The following is a 21808-nucleotide window of genomic DNA, read 5'->3' on the forward strand; positions in this document are numbered from 1 at the left end:
CCTCAAAACCGCTGCAGCCTGATCCGCTCGGACGCGTCCGTCTGAAAGCGATCAGCTGTTGCAAGGGCCGTCGACGTGCGGGGAAATGAGCGCTTACTGATAAGCTGTGCGAAGGTCGTGTTCCCGACCGAGAAGAAGGCCTCGCTCCTGTCGCCTTCCCTGCGGCTCTGAAGAAAACGGGCATTCTCCTCGTCGAAGCGGCTGATCTCGAGTTCCTCATTGGCAAAGGACTGGACAACGCGGATACCGGCGAGCGAATCCTCGATGTGTTCATTGACCGCCGCGATCCGCTCCTTGCTGAGCCTTAGCGCCCGGTTCATGCGGCGGTTGAAATGCAACGCGTAGAGCACTGCAAAGGGCGTAGCCCCGAGAATAAGCAAGGTGAGCGGCAGGTCGATATAGGCCAGGAGGAGGATTGCGCCCGCGAATTTGAAAACCGCGATCGCCATATCCTCAGGTGCGTGATGGAAGAGCTCGCCTAACGAAAACGAGTCGTTGGTCATGCGGCTCATCAACTGGCCGACCCGCTGGCGATCGTAAAAGCTGAACGCGAGCTTTTGGCAGTGTTCGAACAGCTCCTTACGCAGCTCGCTCTCGATCTTCGCGCCCATGACGTGGCCCTGATAGTCGACGAACAGGCTGCCGAGCAGTTCCACCGCCACCAGGGCTAGCATGGCCCCGCCCATCAAATAGATCTGATTGAGGGCTTCCGGTGCGTCGGGAAGCTGGACCAGATGCTTGGTGACGTAGCTGGCGCAGAGAGGCAGGAAGAGCGCTGTCACCGAAACCAGCAGCGCGCAGGCGAGATCGGCCGCCAGCAGCGGCAGATGCGGCCTGTAATAGGACAGGAACTTCCTGGCACGCGAATACGGCTTGCTGCGCGTAGGTCGCGTTCTGGGAATCGGCTTATCTGTTGAATCGATTTCAGCCGTTGGGCCGATATTCGCTGCACTCGGCAGCCAGGGTTTCCGGTCGCTACGGGACGTGCCTCCTTGCAGGGCGGCGCTTCGCAGTCGTGTTTGCATTACGCTTCATGTCCTGTTTGTGATCTCCTTTCTTGTTGGACATGGACGCTCTCATCGTACTCTCCCCGTTCGGACGCCTGCGGCGGGGCGAAATATGCATTGCGCTCCCTCGAAAATCAACCCTTTCCATAACCAAGGCGGTCCGGCATCGGCTGTCCGGCGACGCGGCCACAACGCGAAAGTCAGCTCACCCGCATGATCCAGGACAGGTTAAAGGTGACAAAACAAGGCGCGCTCAACCTGGTCGGCGAGCTCGGGCTGCGCGAGATGACGGGCAGGGGAGGTTTCGCGCATGGGGAATTGTTTATTCCACAGCAATTCGCTATAACTTTACGAAATTATCGAACTTGACGAACTTGCGCTCTGCAACCGTATTGGTCAGCAGGAGGTTCTCACCATGGCCGCTCCAAAACGCAGCAATCATGGCGGGACCGCATCGCACGCGGGAGTCGCCACCTTGAGGTTCACCACAAAGCTTCCGGCACAGGCAGACTTCAAGAAGGTATTACTTGAACGCTATCAGGAAGCGATCGCACGCAGCCGCAAGATCGGCCACCGCGTATCGTTCCGGGTAGAGGTCGATTCGGCGGCCGATGTGCAGACGATCACACCGGTCGAGGAGCAACCGATCGCTTCGGACGATACCTTTCCCGTCGAGGACACGTGCAAGCCCGATGCCGAACTCGAGGCGGCACTTGACGAATCGCGCGCGCGTGGCCGCAAGCGTGTCGCCGAAATTGTCGCCGGGGAGGACATGCTGAGCGCGGATGCCTTTGCCAAGCTGCTCGGCACGTCGCGGGTGACGGTCAACGCCAGGCGGCAAAGCGGTCAGGTGCTCTGGATCGATGGCGCCAAACGCGGTTTCCGCTTTCCTGTCTGGCAACTCGACAAGGACGGTCGTCCCTTCGGCGCTTTGCCGGCGCTGCACGCCATGTTGGGCAATAACGCCTGGGCCGTCTATCGGTTTCTGGTGTCGCGCCATGGCGCCCTCGATGGGCGGACCGGCCTTCGAGCCCTTCAACAAGGCGATGACGCCTCGGTTTTGGCCGCGGCCGAAGGCACGGCCAGGGGCGATTTCGACTGAATGCCCGGCGTTCCACCTCCATCCGATTTCGCGCGCGCAAAGCTCGAGATCGAGACCAGACGTTCGGTCGCATCTACTGGAGCACCTATCCTGATCCATTGGGGTAAGGGAAGCCACCGAGCCGGTTCAGCGATCCGCGGCGTCGTGTTTCTGCCAACCGCTTCGGCGTTCTCTACCTCGGCGACTCCCTGAAGGTGTGCTTCCTAGAGACCGTGCTCCGCGACCGCCGCGAAGGGCTTGTCGACGATCTTCAAATAGAGGAGGTGGAGCTGATCCGACGGCGCTATGCGGAGATCGCGACCACGACAGACCTACGCCTGGTCGACCTCAGAGGCGACAATGCCGTTCGGATGGGTGTGCCGACCGATATCGTTCGGGCACAGCGCCAGAACCTGGCACGCCGGTGGTCACTGGCCTTTCACGAGCACCCATCTGAGCCCGACGGGATCATTTATCCGTCGCGCCTCAATGAGGCGACCAGTCTTGCCATTTACGATCGCGCGGTACCGAAGCTTCAGGCGAAGCGTGTTATGACCCTTCTCGGCGCGCGAGGGCTGGCTCAGGTTCTGGAGGATTTCAGGGTGGGGTTGGTGTGAACGACCGGTGTTGGGGCCGGTAGCTGTCCGTCCGGTTCGGGGCTGCAATAGGAAATCAGGGGACGTTATCGATGACGCAAATCAGAGCCATGACTGAGCAGGACGTGCCGTCGGTATCGCTGCTCATTGGAGAGTCTTGGCGCAGGACGTACTCGCCAATCATGGGTGCCGAGACCGCGGCCCGGATTTCGGATGAAGATCACACGCTGCAGCGGATTGCGGCGGAACTGACAGACACCAACAAAATGTCGTTCGTGGCAGAACGGCCAGACGGCTCGATTGCCGGCTACGCGATGGCTAAGATGAATGAAGCCGGCGACGTCATGCTTGACCGGCTCCACATCGATCAAAGCGAGTACGGCACCGGGCTAGCCGCTAATATATTGCACGCTGTCTTTGCCGCCCATTCCGGCATCCCGAGCATCGCACTCGAAGTGCTCGAGGGAAACGACCGGGCAATGGCCTTTTACCGCAAACATGGTTCGAAGTGGTCGATCGCAGGGCCGCGTCGCACGGTGCAGAAGGCCATGCATCGTTGATTATGCGCAAACTGCTATCTCGCGCCTAGTCGGAACTCGCGCATCGAACAGTACATCACGTCTTCCGTCCCCAGCGCACCGGCGGCCTCCCCGCTCGCAATCCAAATAGACGTCTTTCAGCTGTTTGATTGCATGTCAGCGTGAGCGAACGCGAGGTCCTGAGCGTCAGAAGCCGACAATGAAGCCGGACTGATTGCGATCAGCACGGTGCCGAGCGTCACAGGCGCGAGGGACTTAACAACTGACATGATCATTTTGAGATCCTCCCCAGCTCCCGTCGGTCAACATTCAGTCCTTGGGGTCGCAGGTGTAGTGCCGTTCGAAGATCCCGTCCGCGCGCCGCTGCTTGTCGAAGCCGCGATGTAAGGCTCGATCGCGCGCTCGTGGACCAGCCAAAGGGGATCTCGGCCGAGGCGTAGCCACTGCCGGCGGCCAACCGTTTCGGGATCGAGGCCCAAGCGATCCTGGTGCGCTCGATCGTCGTGCCGGCCGCGCCTGCCTCCGCATGACGGATGGCGCGGCTTCGCAAAGCGCACATGATTTCGTCACGTGAGATGCCGATGTCGCCAAGAACGTCATCGGGTAAACGGCTCAACTGGTCCGTTGCCGACAAGAGAGCTTTTCGCTCGGCGCGGAGGCGTAAACACATGCGAAATGGACCAATGGCGGCAGCATGAATTATAACCATGATCAGATCGTCCCTTCATTGATCTGAATTGACCGGTACGGAACGGCGTGAACGGCACTCCGGGCGAGAGCGTCAGCCGTCCGCGAGGCAAGTTAGGCGTAGTGGTCGATGGATTGGTTTTGCCGCGGCGTGCCCATACGGCGGGCGGTGGCTGGCCCCGGGCCACGCATGTAATAAAGCTCCGGGCGGTAGCGCGGCGCGACGAATTTGCGAAACCCCGCAGCAAGTTTTGTGACGGGAGCCAAGAATTTCATGACTGTTCCCTTTCCCTTCGCCGGCTTGCACACGAGCCGGCGGGCCTGACGTTGCAACAAGGATATGACAGTCGAACCAGGCTCGGCTGTGGGAATTCCCACACCGGGGAGAACATTGGCGAAATCCGCTCCCAGTTTGCATCCCGGAAAGCGGGGCCTGCGGCCATCAAATTTCCTTGGATAGGGAGTAAGGTGAAGTACACTTGATTGAACAAGAGACCGTTGTGACAGGCTCTCTGGCCTTCATCTCAAGACTTTGCGATGCCGACCTCGCCGCGCTGACCAAACGGTGGCACGAGCGCAGCTATCGACACAACGAGCTAATCATTTCCCACGGCGACACTGGTCGCGATGTCTTCTTCCTGCTGGAAGGACGGGCTCGCGTGACACTGGTTTCAGCGGACGGCAGGGAGATAGCGTATCGCGATGTCGAACCGGGTGACATTTTCGGGGAGCTCGGAGGCATTGACGGGATTGCACGCTCTGCCAGCGTAGTCGCGCTGGAGGCAACCCGCGCTGCACGGCTGTCCGGCACAGCATTCCGGGATATCGTGATGACCCACCCGACTTTTGCCTGGATGCTGCTTGAGCATCTGTCTGCCCAGCTCCGGCGCATGACCGAGCGGGTATTCGAATACAGCACTCTGGTCGTGCGAAAACGGCTGATCGTCGAGCTCCTGCATCGGGCGGAGAAAGCCGCACTCGTGGATGGCGAGGTGTCCATAAGCCCGGCACCGACGCATTCCGAGCTGGCGGCAACGATGAGCACGCACAGGGAAGCGGTCTCGCGCGAAATGAGCGACCTCGCGAAGAGAGGCCTGATCGAAAAGCGCGGCAGCAGGTTATTGCTGCATGACGTCTCGGCACTACGGGCGCTGGTCGACAAGAAGGAATAGCGAAGGCTGTCGCTGCGGCGGGGGGCACCGCACGTTTCATACTCCTCGGCCGCAAGTGATTATTCCTTCCGGCAAACCGGGCAACCTAGCGTGCCAGCCCGCGGGTCGGGTTTTGATCGCTTCACCCCTTGCAAGAATCATGACTCGGCTTCTTGATGCGGGCACGGAACGTTATCCCCAGCCTGCTTGCAGACTTACAAGGGCGGATCGAAGGGTGAAGCCGCATGGACGTTAAATACCAAATCTTCGTCAGCTCGACCTATGCCGATTTGGTGGACGAAAGACGGTCGGTCATCGAGGCCGTTCTTAACCTCGGGCATATTCCTGTGGGGATGGGAGGCATTCCAAGCCAGCGACGACACTCAATGGGATTACATTAAGCGGCGCATCGATGACAGCGACTACTACGTACTCATCGTAGCAGAGCGGTACGGCTCAGAGTTGAAGGGTAAGAGCTACACCCAGATGGAGTACGAGTACGCGGTCGCCCAAGGCGTGCCTACCGTGGCGTTTTTGCTCGAAGGCGGTGCTCGCAAGACGTGGGCCGCGGAAAAGGTCGAGTTCGAGAAAAAGGCCAAACTCGAGAGATTCCGAAAGCTGTATGAAAAGAAGCTCGTCAAATATTGGCGCAACAAGGACGATTTGGCGGGTAAGGTTGCGATGGCTATTAGACGTTATGACCGTGGTCTGAGCGGCGGTCCGCCCTTAGTCTTCGCAGCTGTTAAGCAAACGGGGGTTGCTCGGGAGTGCCCAGCCGAGCCCCAAGCGAAGAAAGGACGGGCCATGGAGCAAAATAACGTTTTTTACGTCGGTGTCGATGTGTCGAAAGCCAAGCATGCTGTCGCGATTGCCGAGGGCGGACGCGGTGGAGAGGTCCGGTATTTCGGCGAGGCGTTCCCCGCGCGTCGTCACCGGAACGTCGTAGCCGTGAAGCCGAACCGTGACGGTCCCGTCATCGTGAACAAGCGTCACCTCGCCAGTCATCGTGATCGTGTCGCCTTCGGACAGTTTCGCCATCGGCATCGCCCTCGCAAAGGCCGCCGCTGAACTGGACGTGGAAAGCGCCATCATCGACGGTGAGATCGTCGTACGAGACTGGCCTGTCTGACTTCGGAGCCTTGCGGAAAGCCATCACTCGACGCCAGCACGACCTCTATTCGTCGCCTTCGATCTTCTGCATCTCAATGGTCACGACCTGCGCGACATGGCGCTGGAGGACCGCCGCGAGATCCTTGCCGAGATGATCCCGGACGGTGGCCGTATCCAATTCAGCCAGGCGCTTCCCGGCGAGGCTAAGGCGATCTTCCACCTGATAGACCAGGCGGGGCTCGAAGGCATGGTGTCGAGGCGCAAGGACAGCAAATACCGGAGCGGCAATTCGACGGCTTGGCTCCAAGGCTTACAGCATCGATGAATACGAGTTGCTCGGCGTCGAGCGTGAACCCGGAAAGCCGGCTTTCGCCCTAATGGCCGAGCGTGGCACAGGACGCTATGTCGGGAGCGCCTTTATCACCTTGAACCGGGAGATGCGGGAACGCCTCTGGGAGCGCGTACAGGAGCATTCTGGGCCTGCGCCAAACGGGATGAAACGGCCGGCGACGCAATGGGTCAAGCCGGGGCTGATCGGCCGCGTGAAGCATCTCCGCGGCGAGGAGAATCTGCGCCATGCCTCGCTGCAGGATTTTCGGGAGGAAGACTAGGGTAAAACTCAGTCATTCTGGCTATGCCGCGAATGGCCGAGATGGGTTAATTGCGGGCAACGGCGAGACTGGACTGAAGGGCAGCTCAGGGTCATGGCGGTGAATTGACCCGGAGCAAGCGAGCTTCCGCTTAGCGTCGATTCCGGCGGCCTGGTTTTCGCAAAGTCCCGGATTAAAGCGCTGTTTTGCGTCTGATTTTTGCACCGTCCCACAATAGGCAGTTTCGCGACCACCGCAACCATGGCGGTTGCTGCGGCGTATTTCTGACCCAGGCTATGGGGCTATCCGCTTGTCCGAATTCTGAGCCAGAGCGCAATGAGGTATATCTAAATGAGCCGAGCGGGAGGGGGATATGCACATTGCTCGTGTTTATCTGCGGGTCAGTACGCAATGGCAGGATCTTGATCGCCAGGAATCGATCATCGCTGAGGCGAGGGATGCCGGGTACTACATCGCCGGCGTCTACCGCGAGAAGGCATCCGGCGCTCGCGCCGACCGGCCGGAGCTGCTTCGTCTAATCGCGGACCTTCAGCCGGGGGAGCGGGCGGGAATATGCCGGACGCCAAGCTGACACGAACGCATTATTGTCTTCCGGTCTGGCGGCAACAGTATCAGCAGGACGGCGAAGCTGACCGGCTGCAGCGAAGCGCAGGTGAAGCGCGTCTGGGTTCGACATCAGAAGGAAAGCGGGAAGCAGGAAATGTCGTAACAAAAATTGAGTTCTGCGACTGTGCAAAAGACAGTTGCAAAACCGTCGCTTTGATCGGGAGTTTTCGCGACAAGGGAAGGTCGCGAGAGGTGGATTTCTTTGTAGCTTCCTCGATCGGAGGAGAAAGAAGCGCCAACTGCGGATGCTTGAAGCGACCGCTCCGTTGGCTCAAAGAACGTTCCGCTCCGCCGGGTTTCGCTCTATCAACTCCGCCACAAGGCGTTGAAGCCGCCAGAGGCTGCTGTCATGTATGCCTTTGGCTTCGAGGTGAGAAACTGTATTGAACAGGTATTCGGCCCCGCTTCCCCAATGACCGCAGGCCAGGGCCAGGACATCGGCAACGGCTTCAAGCGACTGACGACCGGCATAGAGAGGTGACGCGCGGTTCATCACAAAGGCCAAGGCCGAGATAGGCCCGGAAGCGGTCGCCACCGTGATCCACCGGGGCATGCTGTTGGCCGGCTTGTAGGTGAATTCGCGTCGAAAGAGTTTGCCGAATTGGCGTTCGAGGTTGTCCTTTGGCAGGTCGTACAGGACGCCGCTGCATTGCCCCCCACGATCGAGGGCCATCATAAGGCCTGGCTGCTCCGGCGTGCCCCGAAAACGGGTCATGCGAAAGCAGAAAGCGCGATGCCACCCACGAGCGAGGCCTCCCTGCTCACCGATATGCTCGATCTCCGGCTTCCAGATCAAGGAGCCGTAGGCGAACAGGCGGGTCGGTGCTTTCGGGGCCGGATGAGTTCGGATCATTTGCTCGACCCAGCTGTCGTAGTCGGCATCGGTGTGTAGCTCGGCACCTGGCGTCAACCCCTGGTCGTGAACGACCTTGTGGACCCGCGCGACGTGGTCCGCGGTCAAGGTCAGCTTTCTCATTTGGCTCGGCATCCCGTGCTCCATCGGATCAAGATCGCGTATCCTTGGCAGATGCTACGGGCGTTGCAAGGTACGAACCGATGCACGGCGTGAATGCGTCATCTTTGCCCCTTCACCGATGACAGCAAAGCGCCCCGCATATTCGCCCTCGAACGATTCCATGTGGTTTCGGCAATCTAGGTTTGGGAGACGCTTTTCTACTCACTGTGAAACCCTGACCAACAGCTTACCGAAATTGCGGCCCTTGAGAAGACCGATGAAGGCCATCGGCGCGTTCGCGAGTCCCTCGACAATGTCCTCACGATATTTGACCTTACCCGCTTGGAGCCAGGCCGAAACGTCCCTGCGGAAGTCGTCGATCTGCGCGTCGAAATCAGAAACGATAAAGCCTTGGACCGTCCATCGCTTCGTCAGCACTGCTCTCATGAACGCAACCAGACGGTCTGGACCAGCCGGAGGTCCTACATCACTGTAGTGGGCAACCAAGCCACAGACGGGGATGCGGGCAAAATCATTGAGAAGTGGAAACACGGCATTCCAAACATGCCCGCCAACGTTCTCGAAATAGATATCGATGCCGTCCGGGCAGGCGGAGCGCAACTGCTCCGCGAGGTCGGCAGCATGATGGTCCAGCGCGACGTCAAAGCCGAGTTCTTCCCTGACATAGCGGCATTTCTCAGCGCCGCCGGCAACGCCAACCACCCGGCAGCCGTGCAATTTCCCGATCTGGCCGACCAATGAGCCGACCGGCCCGCTGGCCGCTGCAACCACAAATGTTTCGCCCTGTTTCGGCCGGCCGATATTGAGCATTCCGGTATACGCTGTCTGGCCTGGCATTCCGAGGACGCCGAGGGCCGTCGAAATGGACCCAACATCCAGGTCAACCTTCCGCAATCCCGTGCCGCTTGAGACAGTGAATGTTTCCCAGAAAGGGGAGAACGCGCGCTGCACGAGATGCCGAACTACGGCTCCTCGCACCGGGTGGTGATCATGGCGCTGGTCAAACTCAACCGGCTGGACGAGGCGCAGGCGGCGACGCGGCGGCTGATGGAGGCGTTCCCGACCTACACGCTCACTCTGCAGAGACAGATCAACCCGTGGCTGGACAAGGTGTTCGCCGAGCGTTACGTCGAGGCGCTGGGCATCTCCGGCGTGCCGGAGTGATCGTCGCGGCTGCAAAGATGCCCTCTCCTGCGCGTCACGTCCGGCGAGGCGACGTCCCTTGATCCCGCGTCGCTTCTGGAAGGATAGTTCTCTGGCCGGCTTGTCCGAGGACTGAGCGAGTAGAGCAGCCGTGAACAGCCGGCGAGCTCTCTGTTGGGTTCGCGTCGAACTTCCGGTTTCCACCCGAGTCGGCCTTTCAACGCTCACCTCGGGCTTTATGTGGCTCAGGTTTTTGAACCAGCGGACCGCGCCATGACTTGTCATTGATTGGGTGACTGCCGAACGGCCAATTTCGCCTGTAAGGGCGACGTTCAAGTTGCCGCGATGATTTTGAGGCGGTGCTGAACTGGTCGCTATAGCGCGGTCGCTGACGGCAGCTTGGTTAGTTATAGAGGTCTACACCGGCAGAAACGTGCTCTGCTGGCCACCAAGCTCGATCATCTTGCGGGAGGCAGCCCACCCATTTGACCAGTTACCCGTCTTGTAACATGCGGTCGAGTTCGGCCGGAAGGCGGATGGAAGAGTATTTCGCGAACCAGCCGGGAAAAGGGCGGTACGTTGGCTTCAGGTAGAAAACTAGTGAATCGTATTGCTGATGGCCAACAACGGAACTCATTCGAGACTGCTGGGATGGAGATGGCTTTGGATGGGCCTATCATGGTAAATATCGGAATGACGCAGCGTTCGCCGCAAGTGTAGCGAAAAATCGGCAGAAACTCTCGAACGTCCATCGCAATGGCCGAAGACAAATTGGAACGGCGGCTCGCCGCGATCCTAGCCGCCGACATCGCCGGCTATTCGCGGCTGATGGGGGAGGACGAGGAAGGAACTCTGCGAGATCTCAGGGCCGTGGACGAGGAGGTTCTGTCTCCCCAAACGGCGCAGCACCAGGGGCGCATCTTCAAGCGCATGGGCGATGGCTTCCTCGCCGAATTTCCCAGCGTAGTGGAGGCGATGCGCTGCGCGCTCGCCATTCAAGGCGATATGGCGGCGCGCGCCGCGGCCAGCCCCGGTGCCCGCAAGCTCGCGTTTCGCATCGGCGTGCACCTGGGCGACGTCATCGCCGATCGTGGTGATGTGTTCGGCGACGGCGTCAATGTAGCCGCGCGCCTGCAGGCGCTGGCGGAGCCCGGCGGCATCTGCGTGCATCGTTCCGTGCGCAACGAGGTGCGCGATCGCTTGCCTGTCAGGTTCGTCGACATGGGCGAAATCGAGGTCAAGAACATCGCCCGGCCGATCCGCGCCTTCCGGGTGACGCTTGACGGCGTGGCGGCCGGCACCCGAGCGGCCCCAGGTCGCAAACCGAAGTTCGCCCTACCGGCAATCGCCGCGGCGCTGCTCGCGTTCGTCGGGTTGGCCGTGGCGGCCCTCTGGCTGAGCGGCGCGCCGCGACCTGATGCCACCGATCCGGCAGGCGCCGGCAAGCGGTCGATCGCCGTCCTGCCCTTCGCCAATGTCAGCGGCGATTCCGACCAGGACTACTTCGCCGACGGCCTGAGCGACGGTCTCATCACCCAGCTCACCGGCCTTTCCGGCCTCTTCGTCATCGCCCGCGGCTCGGTGCTACCCTACAAGGGAAAGACCGTCAGCCCCCAGACGGTCGCCGGCGAATTGGGCGTTCGCTACGTCCTCGAAGGCAGCGTGCGCAAGTCCCAGGACCACTTGCGCATCAGCGCCAACCTGGTGGAAGCCGAGACCGCCCAGCAAATCTGGGCCAAGCAGTTCGATAGGCGCCTCGAGGACATCTTCACCGTGCAGGACGAGGTGATCAACGAGATCGTGGCGGCGCTTGCGGTGGAGCTCACCTCCGCGGAAGCGGCTGGGCTGACGCGCATTCCGACCGCTAACCTCGAGGCCTACGATTGGTTTCTGCGCGCCGAAGCGCAAAGCTATTATGTCGTCGACGCCACGACGCAAGCCCGGGCCTTGGCCGCCTACGACAAGGCGATCGCACTCGATCCTTCATTCGCCGATGCCTATGCCGGCTATGCGCGGGCATTAGCGGAAATCTGGCGGGCCGTGGGGGACCAGATCCTCTCAGCGACAGTCGCCCGCAAGCGCGCCTATGAGGCCGCCGGCAAGGCACTGGAGCTCGATCCCAACAATGCGCGGGCCTTCGCGGCGCTTGCCACCTTCCAACTGGCCGACGGCCGCCATGACGATGCCATCGCCTCGGTGCGACGCGCAGTCGCGCTCAATCCCGGCGATGCCGAGGCCAAGGCGAACCTCGCCATGGTGCTGGCCTATTCCGGCGAACTCGACGAAGCGGTGGACACCTTTGCCCAGGCGATGCGCTTGAACCCGAAACCGCCGCCCGGCTTTCTTCAGGTTGCGGGAATCGTGCACACGCTGGCTGGGAAATACGATTTGGCACGGGCCGAGCTCGAGACGGTTATGGCTGCCTGGCCGACCTCGGAAAACACCCATGAATATCTGGCTGCCACCTATGCCGCGCTCGGCCGAACCGACGAGGCGCGGGAGCTCGCTGCCTTCTTGACAAATTTACCATTCGGCAACTTGGCCGCCATTCGCATTCTCTACACTGGCTTTTTTCGCAATCCCTCCGATCTCGCACGCTACCTCTCCTTACTCGCCGAGGCCGGCATTCCCGAATGGCCTCTCGGCTACCGGGGCAACGAGCAGGTTCGCGTTCGTGGCGAAGCCCTGACTGCTTTGGCCGTAGGTCGTGGCTGGCAGGGAGTTACGGCCATCCGACGCAGCGAAAAAGTACCATTCTTTCTGCAGGTCACCAAAGACTACCGTGTCGCCTATCGCGGCGCCAACACCTTTCTGACCGGGCTGGCGCGAATCGAGAACGACCAGTTCTGTCTGCAATTCGAGGCGAGCTTCCGCGGGCACTGGCACTGCGGCGCGGTCTATGCGGACAAGAGCGCCGGCCTGGACTACGCGCTGGTTCTGCCCGACACGCTTCGCTATTTCTCTGTCAAATAGCGCGTTCTATTTCTGCAGCTCGGCATGCACGGCCGGCCAGTTAGTGTCCGCCTTGGGCCGGTTGGCGGCAAGGTCCTCGAAGCCCGCGCCGGCGGAAAGATAGAGCTTGCCGTCGATGATCTGCCAGACCTCCGGCTCGATGTTGACCGTCATCTCGTTAAAGGCGACGCCCTCGCTGCACAGGCCGCCATATTGCGGCGCGTAGTCCATCGGGCTGGCATCGAACAACTTCCGGTTTTCGTCGCTGGAGAACTGCCAGGTGGCGCCGAGCCATTCCGATTGGAACTTCTCAGAGCCCTTCACCGCCCGTTTTTCGGTGAAGTAGGCAACCGTGTCGTAGCCCTCGATGGCGACGCTGCCGAAGTAGCCGGTGTTGACCTCGCCGGCCAGCGCCGGCATGGTCCAGACGGCAGCGATGCAGAGACACGTCAATCCGAGGCGTTTCATGGTGCTCGTCCTTTCATTTGGAGACTTAAGGTAGACGCGCCGTTTCGGCCGCCAGCTTCAGGCACTCCCCACTCCACCCACCCGCTACCTTCGCCGGCTGGCAACGGCCACCGCGCGCCAGCAGGAAGGCGATTGTCTCCTTCCGCGCCTTGAATCCGGCCCGGGTTAACGCCGTAAAGCCGTGCCGCTCGGTTGCTTCCGAATCCGCACCGGCCGCCAGCAGCATCGCCAGTATGTCCGGATGGTTTTCTTCGGCGGCGACGATGAATGGCGTCGTCTTGAATCGGTTCTCAGCATCGCTAGGCGAAGCCCCGGCCACCAGCAGCTGCCGCACACATTCCGCGCACCCCGCATAGGATGCGCCGTGCAAAGCCGTCATTCCCCGGTTGTTCCTTGCCACGACATCGGCACCGCGTTTGATCAGAAAGGCGACGGCTTCCGGCCGGCTGGCGAGGCAGGCTACGACCAGCGCGGTCTCACCGGTGGGGTTTTTCTCGTCGATGGCCGCGCCGCCATCGAGCAGGGCCTTGAGTGCCGTTTCATCACCGGATTGCGCCGCATCATGAAGGGATCCGGCCATCGCGGCTGTCGCCGTCAATCCGAACCAGAACGCCACCGCAGACAGTGGTCTGAGCATATCGCTTCCTGCTGAATGAACAATACTAGCACGCTGACCGTTTCCTGGTCCAGCCCGGCGCTGCGGAGCTGGGGTTCCGTTCACAGCTGTACCAGTGATGCAGGCCATCGCCTCGCAGAACCAGGACGCTGGAACCATCTCACCTTTGAGCGATGATCCCTTCATCAGCCTGCCAGCCGCGGCGCGCTGATCTGCCCGGCCTGTGCCCGAGAGCACAGCGATCGAGCCGTCACCTAACCCACGTCACGGGCGCGATCCACTCGACTCGAATGCTGCTCTGGCTAAGCCGACGGTCTGCTATGGCACGGCACGCGACGTTGATGTCTCAACACGCGAGGTCCGGATTGGGTCAGATCGCGTCATGCGACGCTCGCAACTGAACGACCGCCAAAAGGGTCGAACTCGGTCGTTCAGAGCGATTTGGATGGTTTTGGCGGCGAGAGCAGCCGGCCAGGAGGAGATCCCGAACTTTGAACGAAGTTGTCGGCCGGGCGCGCCTGATACGGCCCCTCCTCTCGAACCCGACCTTCGACCCTGAACGGGGATGGTGATACACGCCCGTCCTTCTGGTATAGTGGCACGATCACCCAGCGGAGACGTTGCCATGTCTAAGCACTTCGTTCATGGGGCAGTGCCGCCGACAGCTCAGTCGACGAGTTCCGCAAGCTGGCGAGTTCCCATCTCGGCCAGTCGAACCATTTCGTGATCGTCAACTACCTCCGCAAGGCAATCGGACAGGAGAAGGGCGGCCATATCTCGCCGCTAGCAGCCTATGATGGGAAATCAGACCGCTTCCTCATCCTTGATGTCGCACGGTATAAATACCCTCCAGTGTGGGTGAAGACATCTGAGCTTTTCGATGCCATGAACACCCAGGACTCCGACAACGAGAACAAGACCCGCGGCTTCGTCCTGGTATCGGCGGCTTCTGTTCAATAGTGATCACCGCCTTCAACGCGATCATCCGGTCTGTGAGCGAGGGGTCACGCGCATTGATGCGGGGCCCCACAAACCATCCCGCCCCCGCCCGCCGATGAACCCGGTGGGTGCCGACCCGGCATGCGCTCGCCCCGGCGGCGGTGGTCTCACACGCTGGCGTTCTAGGGTCAAACTCTACCAACTGGCTGCCGCCAATGGCCGAGATGGATGGTTTGTTGCTGTTCGCCTCGTCCACTGGAACGAGTAAGGTGCGTTGATTCCGGCCGCCTGGTTTTCGCAAAAGTCCGGATCAAAGCGACGGTTTTGCGTCTGCTTTTTGCACCGTCCCACAATAGGCAGTTTCGCGACCCCCGCAACCATGGCGGTTGCTGCGGCGCATTTCTGACCCAGCCTATGGGGCTATCCGCTTGCCCGGAATTCTGAGCCAGAGCGCATTGAGGTAATCTAAATGAGCCGAGCAGGAGGGGGACATGCACGTTGCTCGTGTTTATCTGCGGGTCAGTACGCAAGGGCAGGATCTCGATCGCCAGGAATCGATCATCGCTGAGGCGAGGGATGCCGGGTACTACATCGCCGGCGTCTACCGCGAGAAGGCATCCGGCGCTCGCGCCGACCGGCCGGAGCTGCTTCGTCCAATCGCGGACCTTCAGCCGGGGGAGGTTGTCGTTGCCGAGAAGATAGACCGCATCAGTCGTCTGCCTTTGCCTGAAGCTGAAAAGCTGATCGAAACAATTCGGAATAAGGGTGCTCGTCTTGCCGTACCTGGTGTGGTGGATCTTAGCGACATCGCGGCCAGCGCTGACGGCGTTGCCAAGATCGTGCTCGAGTCCATTCAGGAAATGTTGCTGAAGCTCGCCCTGCAAATGGCTCGAGACGACTTCGAGGATCGTCGCGAACGCCAGAGGCAAGGCATCGAATTGGCAAAGGCGGGCGGGAAATATGCCGGACGCCAAGCTGACCTGGTGACACACGAACGCATTATTGTCTTCCGGTCTGGCGGCAACAGTATCAGCAGGACGGCGAAGCTGACCGGCTGCAGCGAAGCGCAGGTGAAGCGCGTCTGGGCTCGACATCAGAAGGAAAGCGGGAGTTGTCGCAAAAGTTGAGTTCTGCGACTGTGCAAAAGTCAGTTGCAAAACCGTCGCTTTGATCGGGAGTTTTCGCGACAAGGGAAGGTCGCGAGAGGTGGTTTTCTTCCGCAGCTTCCCTCAATCGGAACGAGAAAGAAGCGCCACTTGCCGCCATTCATCGTTTGGCCAGTGAACTGTCGCTTTCGATGCACAGCGGTCGTTCCTGGCAACGCGCGCCGTTCGCGCGCTGGCGAGCAGCGGCCCTCGCCTTTCTTTGCACAGGGGTGTTCTATGGCTGCCCGAGAGGCTTTGCCTCCCCCGCCTCGCATTCCGACAATCGCACAGGTTTGGCGAGTTTCGCCAGCGCCTCGGGCTTGGCGCAAGCCGGAAAGCCGGCGAGCGGCATTGTTTCAATAAACCGGCTGCGCTCTTTAGTGCTCAAGCCGACTTCATTAATCATGCTCTCGACGGTCAGGTCCGGGTACTGCTTGAGAGTTTCCCTAACCGAAGCATTCGCCTCATCCATTCGACCCAGAGCCGCAAGGGAGCTGCTAAGCACCACCCACTTCCACTTGTCGTAGTTGTTAGGCGTCATGCGCTCCAGCATCTTCAACGCGTCCTCATATCGGCCGGCCATAAAATAGGCAGGGGCGAAGAAGTTGGACGTCCACATCGGGTAGTTCGGGTCGAGCCGCATTACTTGGTCGACCATCTGAGCGCCGCGTTCGGGTTCATTGAAGCGTGCCGCATAGCCGGTATAGAATGTCAGGATTTCGGACGAACCAGGAGCAAGACGAAGGGCCGTGTCCAGCTCAGCCTTGGCGCGGGCGTTGTCGCCCTTCTGGCTGAGGCTCATACCAAACACGGCGTGTGCCTCAGCGTCACTTGGATCGAGCCGCACCGCGCGTTCGGCCACATCGGCAGCCGCCTTGATCTCGCTCTCGGGATTGATACCGAAGCCAGCCAATATACCATGAGCATGATAAAGTTCTACCCAGGCGCGGGCCAGCCCGGGGTCCAGCTCAACGGCGCGGTTGAGAAGCGCGATGGCCTCCTCCTCATCCGCTATGGTGATCTTTTCAATCTTCTCGGTCCCGAGCAGATAATAATCATAAGCATTCAGGTTTTCAGGTCGTTTACGTTTGGCCGCGGCCCGCCCGGCCGCCTGAATCAACCCTACGCCGCCGCCCAGACGGTTGGTGACTTGCTCTGCGATCTCGGTCTGGACGGCGAAAACGTCCTCAGCGGGCCGGTCCCAACGATCCGACCAAAGATGGTTGCCGGTTTGTGCATCGATCAACTGCGCGGTGACCCGCACCCGCCCATTTTGCCGCTGGATAGAGCCTTCCAGTACGAAGCCGACATGGAGCGCACTTGCTACCTGGCGGGCATCCACCGGCTTGCCTTTGTAAACTTCCGTCGAATTCCGGGCCACGACCTCAAGTTCGGGAAACCGCGCGAGGTCGGTGATGATATCCTCAGTCAAGCCATCGGCCAAACGCCCGGTGGCCTCGTCGCCGCCATAATTATTGAAGGGCAGCACCGCGACCGACGGCTTGGCCCCCAGTGGCGCGGGCTGAAAGAACCACCAGGTCCCTCCACCCGCCAGAGCCAGCACCACGAGGGCCGCCGCAGCCGTCCTGGTCCAGCGCGGCATCGCCTTGCGAAAGGTCCAGCGCGCCCGCTTGCCATCGAGCCTCAGCCGGTACATCCGCACGGGGCGGTTGATATTCTTGACCTGCTGCTCGCCAACGAAATCGAGTGGCCAATCAAGCTTGCCCTGCAAATGGTCGTAGGCCGTACCTGACACCATTACCCCGCCCGGCTCGGCAAGCTGCTCTATGCGAGCGGCGATATTGACGCCGTCGCCATACACATCGCCATCAACCAGCGCCACATCGCCAAGATTTATCCCGATGCGGAACACAATCCGCTCATGCTCCGGCAATCCACCATTGCGAACGGCCACAGCTTTTTGAATTTCGGCCGCGCAGATCACCGCATCGACCACGCTGTCGAAGGCGACAAGCGCGCCATCGCCCATCAGCTTGACGACGCGGCCATGGCGCTGGGAGATGGTGGGATCAATCAACTCAGCGCGCATGGCCTTCAGTCGCGCGATGGTGCCGGCCTCATCAGCCTCCATCGCCTTCGAGTAGCCAACCATATCGGCCGCCAGGATCGCCAGCAGCTTCCGATTGAGAGGGGGAACCGCCATATGCGCCTCTTTATGGCACAACCCTACACCCATGGAAGCGTCGGAGCCAGAACGCGCCGTTGGCCGCGCGGTGAATGACCGCTCGTCAGCCGTTCCTGACTTTCGACCGGGTGCGGATGAACGTCTTCAACGGGTCAGATTTTCCCGTTCCTGAACCGGGAGGACGCGCCACAAACTGCCACTTGCTGGCCACGGCTGAACAGCCGAAGCCGGCCCCAAACGGGACCTTCGCCAAGGGCAAGCCAAATGAGCAACGTTGGCGCTCGGACTATGCGGTTGTCGGCGCACCCTCAGGTGAGCGCTTGCGATCTTTGCTCATACCCGAGAAGACTCCATAAATCTGCGTCACCGAACCCGGTGGATTGAAACTTCAGCGTCTAGCTCCAATGTTTGGAGAAGTGTCCTGGCGGCCCGTAGATCGGCTGTGTCGAAGTCCTCGATAAACCAAGATTGGACCGGCGAGAGGACTTCGAGGGCCTGAGCCCTATGTCCTCGCTCGGCGTGTAGCCGTGCAAGGCTTGTGGCGGCGCGGAGCTCCCACGACTTCGCCTTTTGAGCCCGCGCGATCTCAACCGCTCTGCAGAACTCGATCTCTGCTTCCTTGACTGCGCCCCTTTGCCAGAGCAAGTCGCCGCGGAGGCGGTGAAGCTCCACCTCGTACGCTTTCTCGCCGTACTGGTCGACGGCCCGGAGTGCCTTCGAGAGTACGTCCATCGCCTCCCCGACTTTACCTGCCGACGCAAGCGCCCAGGCGAGGTGGCCGAGATGGGCCGTCCAAAGGATCCGAAAGTTGATCTTGTCCATGCCGGACATCCCGGCACGCATCAGTTCGAGTCCGTTGTGGTGTTCTCCATGGCGCACTTGCGCCAGGCCGCAGTAGAATTGTCCCCATGAGATGTATGATCTGAGGTCGTGCTCCATGCAGAACTCGAGGGCCTCATCGGCGTCGGCGCCGCCTGGCCGCGGCCCCTCCTGGAAGAAACCCCAAAGCACAGAGCCAAAGCTGAGGGAGAACCCGGTTGTCATTCCATGGTTGATCGCTCTCGCCCATTCCAGCGAGCGCACCGCTGCTTCAGTTGCCCGGTCGGGATGGCCAAGCGACCACAGCACCAAAGCCAGGACCGAGAGGGCCCAGACGGCATGGTCCTGTGAGTAGCGAAGGTCCGTGACGTTGCCTGATCCTGGCGCATAGAGCCTGACTGCTCGCTCGAGATGCGGCACGGCCTCCTCTAAGGATCCTGTCAACCAAAGCGCGATTCCGTTCATGCGGCTTGCGAAGGCAGCAGCTTCGGGGTCGTCATCGCTTTGCGCCAGCGCGAGCGATTGCCTGGCAATCTCCAGCGCGGACACCCAGTCGCCACGGACCGCGGGCACGGTCCAAGCGCCATACAGCACTGCCATTTGTTGCTTTGCGGGGACGGTCTCGTCCAGGAGCGCGCGTGCGCGGTTGTAGACCTTCAAAGTCTCGTCAGCCGCGTGTCCTTTCAGAGCCCTCGTCGTCGAGCCGAGCGCCATTTGTAGTGGTAATTCGCGACGGTTGCGCTCTTTACTTTCCGGCAACGTAACGAGCTGGCGGATCGCTCGCTCGAGATGCGCGGCCGCTTCTGCATTTGCAGAGCGCTCAAGGGCACGCTCGCCACCCTTGCGCCAGTAATCTATCGCAGCGTCGTCGAGGCCTGCCTCTGCGAAGTGGTGGGCAAGAAGTTCGGGCTGTGAAGTTACGATTTCAGGGAAGCCTGCCTCGAGCACATGGCCGATTCTGGCGTGCAGATCCCGCCGCCGGGCGCGCAGGAGCGTGTTGTAGGCGGCGTCCTGCACAAGGGCATGCTTGAAGATGTAGCTGGCGTTCGGAGGCGTCCCGCGACGAAATACGAGGCCTGCCTCGGTGAGCTGGTCGAGTGCACCGGTCAGTTGAGCATCTGTACGGCGCGCAACTGCGGCAAGCAGTTCGTAGGAAAACTCGCGGCCGATCGCGGCGCCAATCTGCGCGATCTCTTTCACCGGAGCGAGGCGGTCGAGACGGGCCATGAGTGAAGCCTGCAGGCTGGCGGGAATCGCCAACGCCGGGAGCGGCTGATCGAGAACGAACTGTTCCTCCTCCTCTCGAAGCATCCCGCTCTCGACAAGCATGGAGGTCAGTTCCTCAGCGAACAGCGGTACTCCGTCGGTACGGTGAACGATGTGGCCCAGAATCTCAGGAGGCAATGGCTTGCCGCGTGTGACCCCTGCGATGAGTGCGCTCGTGTGGTGGGGCAGCAGCCTCGAGAGGGAGGTCGCTGAAACGGCAGGCTGGCCAATCCACGAGGGTTGAAACTCAGGCCGAAATGTCACGACGAGCAGGGCAGGAAGGCGAGCGATTTGCGACACCGCGCGATCGAGCACCTCAAGCGATGTCGCATCCGTCCAATGCGCATCCTCGAAGAGGACGAGCAGCGGTCGATCCCTTGTCAGCGCCTCGAACAGCCGAGGCCATAGCGAGAGCATCATCTCGCGCTTGCGCGGCGGATCGGCCGTGACCGGCGCGATGCTCTCATCGGCTATGCCGAGGAGGTCGGCCAGGAGGGAGAGCGTGTCAGGCGGTGCCGCGGGAAGGCGCCGACCGAATTCTTCAGCTTATCGAGCCTGGCCGCCGGACGGTCATCCCGCGCAAAGTCTGCCCAACGCTCCAATTGCGCGATGAAGGGATACAGCATGCTGTCGCGGTGATGCGGTGAACAGAAGTAGCGCAAGGTCGTAAGCGGATCGTCGCCGACGTTATCCTGTATTGCAGCGATGAGGCGGGACTTGCCAATACCCGCTTCGCCGGAGACAAGCACGACCTGTCCTTCGCCGGCCTTGGCACGCTCCCAGCGGCGCCGCAATAGGCCGAGTTCCTCGTCGCGCCCTATCATTGGAGTGAGCCGCGTCGCGTGCAGTGCCTCGAAGCGACTGTTGATCGTGCTCAGCCCAGCCACTTCCCACGCCCGTACAGGGGTCGGAAGGCCCTTGACCTCAACAGCACCGAGATCACGCCACTCGAAAAGCTCGCCAACGAGCCTTCGCGTCGTATCGTCGCTCAGGACGCCTCCGGGCCTGGCCATTGCCTGGAGGCGGGCGGACAGGTTGGGCGTCTCACCCACCACCCCTCGCTCCTGTGCGCTGCCGTGGCCGATCAGATCGCCTACGACTACTATACCGGTTGCTATACCGACTCGCGCTGAGAGCCTAGTCTCTCGCCATTTAAGACGGCCGATCCGCTCCACGAGGGCGAGACCGGCCCGCAGTGCCCGTTCGGCATCTTCCTCGTGCGCGTGCGGATAGCCGAAATATACAAGAACGCCGTCGCCCATGTACTTGGCGACGAAACCGCCGAGTTTGGTGACTTCCTCAGTCACGGCGGCTTGGTAGTCGCCAATCACCTGGCGGAGATCCTCCGGATCGAGCTCCGCCGAAAGCGTCGTTGATCCGACCAGATCGCAAAACATGACTGTCAATTGGCGACGCTCAGCCACGTCGCCATCGGTGCCCTTACCCCGGTCGGGATTCTCCGACTGGGTGTAGTTGCCGCTCGAGACAGGTCTGTCCGCGTGGGTGGCAATCGCCGCAAGCAGCTTGCGCCGATGGCCGACGAGGCTGACGCCGAGCTCCTTGAGATCTTCGGCAGTCAACTCGCGCAAGGTTTCAGCGTCGACCGCGTTGTCTTCAAAGGCAGCAGCGTATTGACCAAGTCCCAAGCTGCGCAGCCAGCTGCCAACATCCATGGGTCTCCCCCCATCGGAATCGTCACGGCAAGTTGTTTCAGTCTACCTCAATATGCTGCCGAGCGAGCGACAAAAACTCAGGATACTGCGGTCGTTTCGATCACGTCTTGAGCACTTGACAAAGCGCCGGGAGGATGGTCGCTGAAGTTGATCCTAACCGCCGGATTGAATGATCTAGTCCCTATGATTGCTGGGCCTGAGGGCGGCCCGTCATCCGATATGCAACGGTACGAGGGTTAAGCCGGCTGGCCGGCGCAGAGCCTCATGCATAGGAGAC

At 60.9% G+C, this 21808-nt stretch carries 16 protein-coding genes and 6 pseudogenes; 13 read left to right on the forward strand and 9 right to left on the reverse strand.

What is annotated here, in order from left to right; genetic code table 11:
* Positions 1-95: 95 nt before the first annotated feature.
* Positions 96-902: pseudogene (locus tag NKJ94_RS34015) on the reverse strand (ABC transporter ATP-binding protein); the annotation flags it as partial.
* 333 nt (positions 903-1235) lie between these two features.
* Here NKJ94_RS34015 and NKJ94_RS34020 point away from each other — a divergent pair.
* The 4 genes and pseudogenes from NKJ94_RS34020 to NKJ94_RS34035 all read left to right on the forward strand — a co-directional run.
* A pseudogene (locus tag NKJ94_RS34020) lies at positions 1236-1330 on the forward strand (helix-turn-helix domain-containing protein); the annotation flags it as partial.
* Between the two features lie 92 nt (positions 1331-1422).
* On the forward strand, positions 1423-2109 hold the full coding sequence (locus tag NKJ94_RS34025; protein WP_352531758.1) for an XRE family transcriptional regulator: 687 nt from the start codon (positions 1423-1425) through the stop codon (positions 2107-2109).
* 176 nt (positions 2110-2285) lie between these two features.
* Positions 2286-2705, forward strand: a pseudogene (locus tag NKJ94_RS34030) (RES family NAD+ phosphorylase); the annotation flags it as partial.
* A gap of 71 nt (positions 2706-2776) precedes the next feature.
* On the forward strand, positions 2777-3244 hold the full coding sequence (locus NKJ94_RS34035) for a GNAT family N-acetyltransferase (protein WP_352531760.1): 468 nt from the start codon (positions 2777-2779) through the stop codon (positions 3242-3244).
* Between the two features lie 780 nt (positions 3245-4024).
* Here the strand turns inward: NKJ94_RS34035 and NKJ94_RS34045 are convergent.
* The gene (locus NKJ94_RS34045) at positions 4025-4186 is read right to left on the reverse strand and encodes a hypothetical protein (RefSeq protein ID WP_167522729.1); all 162 of its coding nucleotides are present in this window, start codon (positions 4184-4186) and stop codon (positions 4025-4027) included.
* A 224-nt stretch (positions 4187-4410) separates the two neighbouring features.
* On the opposite strand from NKJ94_RS34045, the gene NKJ94_RS34050 reads away from it, so the two are divergent.
* The 5 genes and pseudogenes from NKJ94_RS34050 (at position 4411) to NKJ94_RS34075 (ending at position 7353) form a co-directional block, all read left to right on the forward strand.
* Entirely contained in the window at positions 4411-5082 is a 672-nt protein-coding gene (locus tag NKJ94_RS34050; protein ID WP_029356805.1) for a Crp/Fnr family transcriptional regulator, read from the forward strand.
* A gap of 261 nt (positions 5083-5343) precedes the next feature.
* Positions 5344-5739, forward strand: a pseudogene (locus NKJ94_RS37710) (DUF4062 domain-containing protein); the annotation flags it as partial.
* Positions 5740-6277: 538 nt separating this feature from the next.
* Entirely contained in the window at positions 6278-6496 is a 219-nt protein-coding gene (locus tag NKJ94_RS34065) for a DNA ligase-like domain-containing protein (protein ID WP_352531786.1), read from the forward strand.
* A gap of 7 nt (positions 6497-6503) precedes the next feature.
* Positions 6504-6782 (forward strand): hypothetical protein, encoded by a 279-nt coding sequence (locus NKJ94_RS34070; protein ID WP_352531766.1) that lies wholly within the window; start codon positions 6504-6506, stop codon positions 6780-6782.
* A 352-nt stretch (positions 6783-7134) separates the two neighbouring features.
* Positions 7135-7353: a recombinase family protein gene (locus NKJ94_RS34075; RefSeq protein WP_502900747.1), complete on the forward strand. Its 219-nt coding sequence runs from the start codon at positions 7135-7137 to the stop codon at positions 7351-7353.
* 306 nt (positions 7354-7659) lie between these two features.
* Here NKJ94_RS34075 and NKJ94_RS34080 read toward each other — a convergent pair whose 3' ends face one another.
* A complete protein-coding gene (locus NKJ94_RS34080; RefSeq protein ID WP_352531768.1) occupies positions 7660-8364 on the reverse strand; it encodes a gamma-glutamylcyclotransferase in 705 nt (234 codons plus the stop codon).
* Between the two features lie 201 nt (positions 8365-8565).
* A pseudogene (locus NKJ94_RS34085) lies at positions 8566-9291 on the reverse strand (NADP-dependent oxidoreductase); the annotation flags it as partial.
* A 63-nt stretch (positions 9292-9354) separates the two neighbouring features.
* On the opposite strand from NKJ94_RS34085, the gene NKJ94_RS34090 reads away from it, so the two are divergent.
* The gene (locus tag NKJ94_RS34090) at positions 9355-9528 is read left to right on the forward strand and encodes a hypothetical protein (RefSeq protein WP_352531770.1); all 174 of its coding nucleotides are present in this window, start codon (positions 9355-9357) and stop codon (positions 9526-9528) included.
* Between the two features lie 735 nt (positions 9529-10263).
* Positions 10264-12480, forward strand: a complete 2217-nt coding sequence (locus tag NKJ94_RS34095) for an adenylate/guanylate cyclase domain-containing protein (protein ID WP_352531772.1) — start codon at positions 10264-10266, stop codon at positions 12478-12480.
* Between the two features lie 6 nt (positions 12481-12486).
* Here NKJ94_RS34095 and NKJ94_RS34100 read toward each other — a convergent pair whose 3' ends face one another.
* On the reverse strand, positions 12487-12927 hold the full coding sequence (locus NKJ94_RS34100; protein ID WP_352531774.1) for a YHS domain-containing (seleno)protein: 441 nt from the start codon (positions 12925-12927) through the stop codon (positions 12487-12489).
* A 25-nt stretch (positions 12928-12952) separates the two neighbouring features.
* The gene (locus NKJ94_RS34105) at positions 12953-13564 is read right to left on the reverse strand and encodes an ankyrin repeat domain-containing protein (RefSeq protein WP_352531776.1); all 612 of its coding nucleotides are present in this window, start codon (positions 13562-13564) and stop codon (positions 12953-12955) included.
* Between the two features lie 645 nt (positions 13565-14209).
* On the opposite strand from NKJ94_RS34105, the pseudogene NKJ94_RS34110 reads away from it, so the two are divergent.
* Together NKJ94_RS34110 and NKJ94_RS34115 are read left to right on the forward strand one after the other, a co-directional pair.
* A pseudogene (locus NKJ94_RS34110) lies at positions 14210-14503 on the forward strand (phytochelatin synthase family protein); the annotation flags it as partial.
* Between the two features lie 470 nt (positions 14504-14973).
* The gene (locus NKJ94_RS34115) at positions 14974-15609 is read left to right on the forward strand and encodes a recombinase family protein (protein ID WP_352531778.1); all 636 of its coding nucleotides are present in this window, start codon (positions 14974-14976) and stop codon (positions 15607-15609) included.
* A gap of 253 nt (positions 15610-15862) precedes the next feature.
* Here the strand turns inward: NKJ94_RS34115 and NKJ94_RS34120 are convergent, their stop codons facing one another.
* The 3 genes from NKJ94_RS34120 to NKJ94_RS34130 all read right to left on the reverse strand — a co-directional run bounded on the left by NKJ94_RS34120 (position 15863) and on the right by NKJ94_RS34130 (position 21531).
* Positions 15863-17791 (reverse strand): adenylate/guanylate cyclase domain-containing protein, encoded by a 1929-nt coding sequence (locus NKJ94_RS34120; RefSeq protein WP_352531780.1) that lies wholly within the window; start codon positions 17789-17791, stop codon positions 15863-15865.
* Positions 17792-18136: 345 nt separating this feature from the next.
* Entirely contained in the window at positions 18137-20278 is a 2142-nt protein-coding gene (locus tag NKJ94_RS34125; RefSeq protein WP_352531782.1) for an ATP-binding protein, read from the reverse strand.
* Between the two features lie 50 nt (positions 20279-20328).
* Entirely contained in the window at positions 20329-21531 is a 1203-nt protein-coding gene (locus NKJ94_RS34130) for an adenylate/guanylate cyclase domain-containing protein (protein ID WP_352531784.1), read from the reverse strand.
* Positions 21532-21808: the final 277 nt, after the last annotated feature.

Origin of the sequence: Mesorhizobium sp. M0060 (genome assembly GCF_040323155.1) — a bacterium.
Lineage (GTDB): Bacteria > Pseudomonadota > Alphaproteobacteria > Rhizobiales > Rhizobiaceae > Mesorhizobium.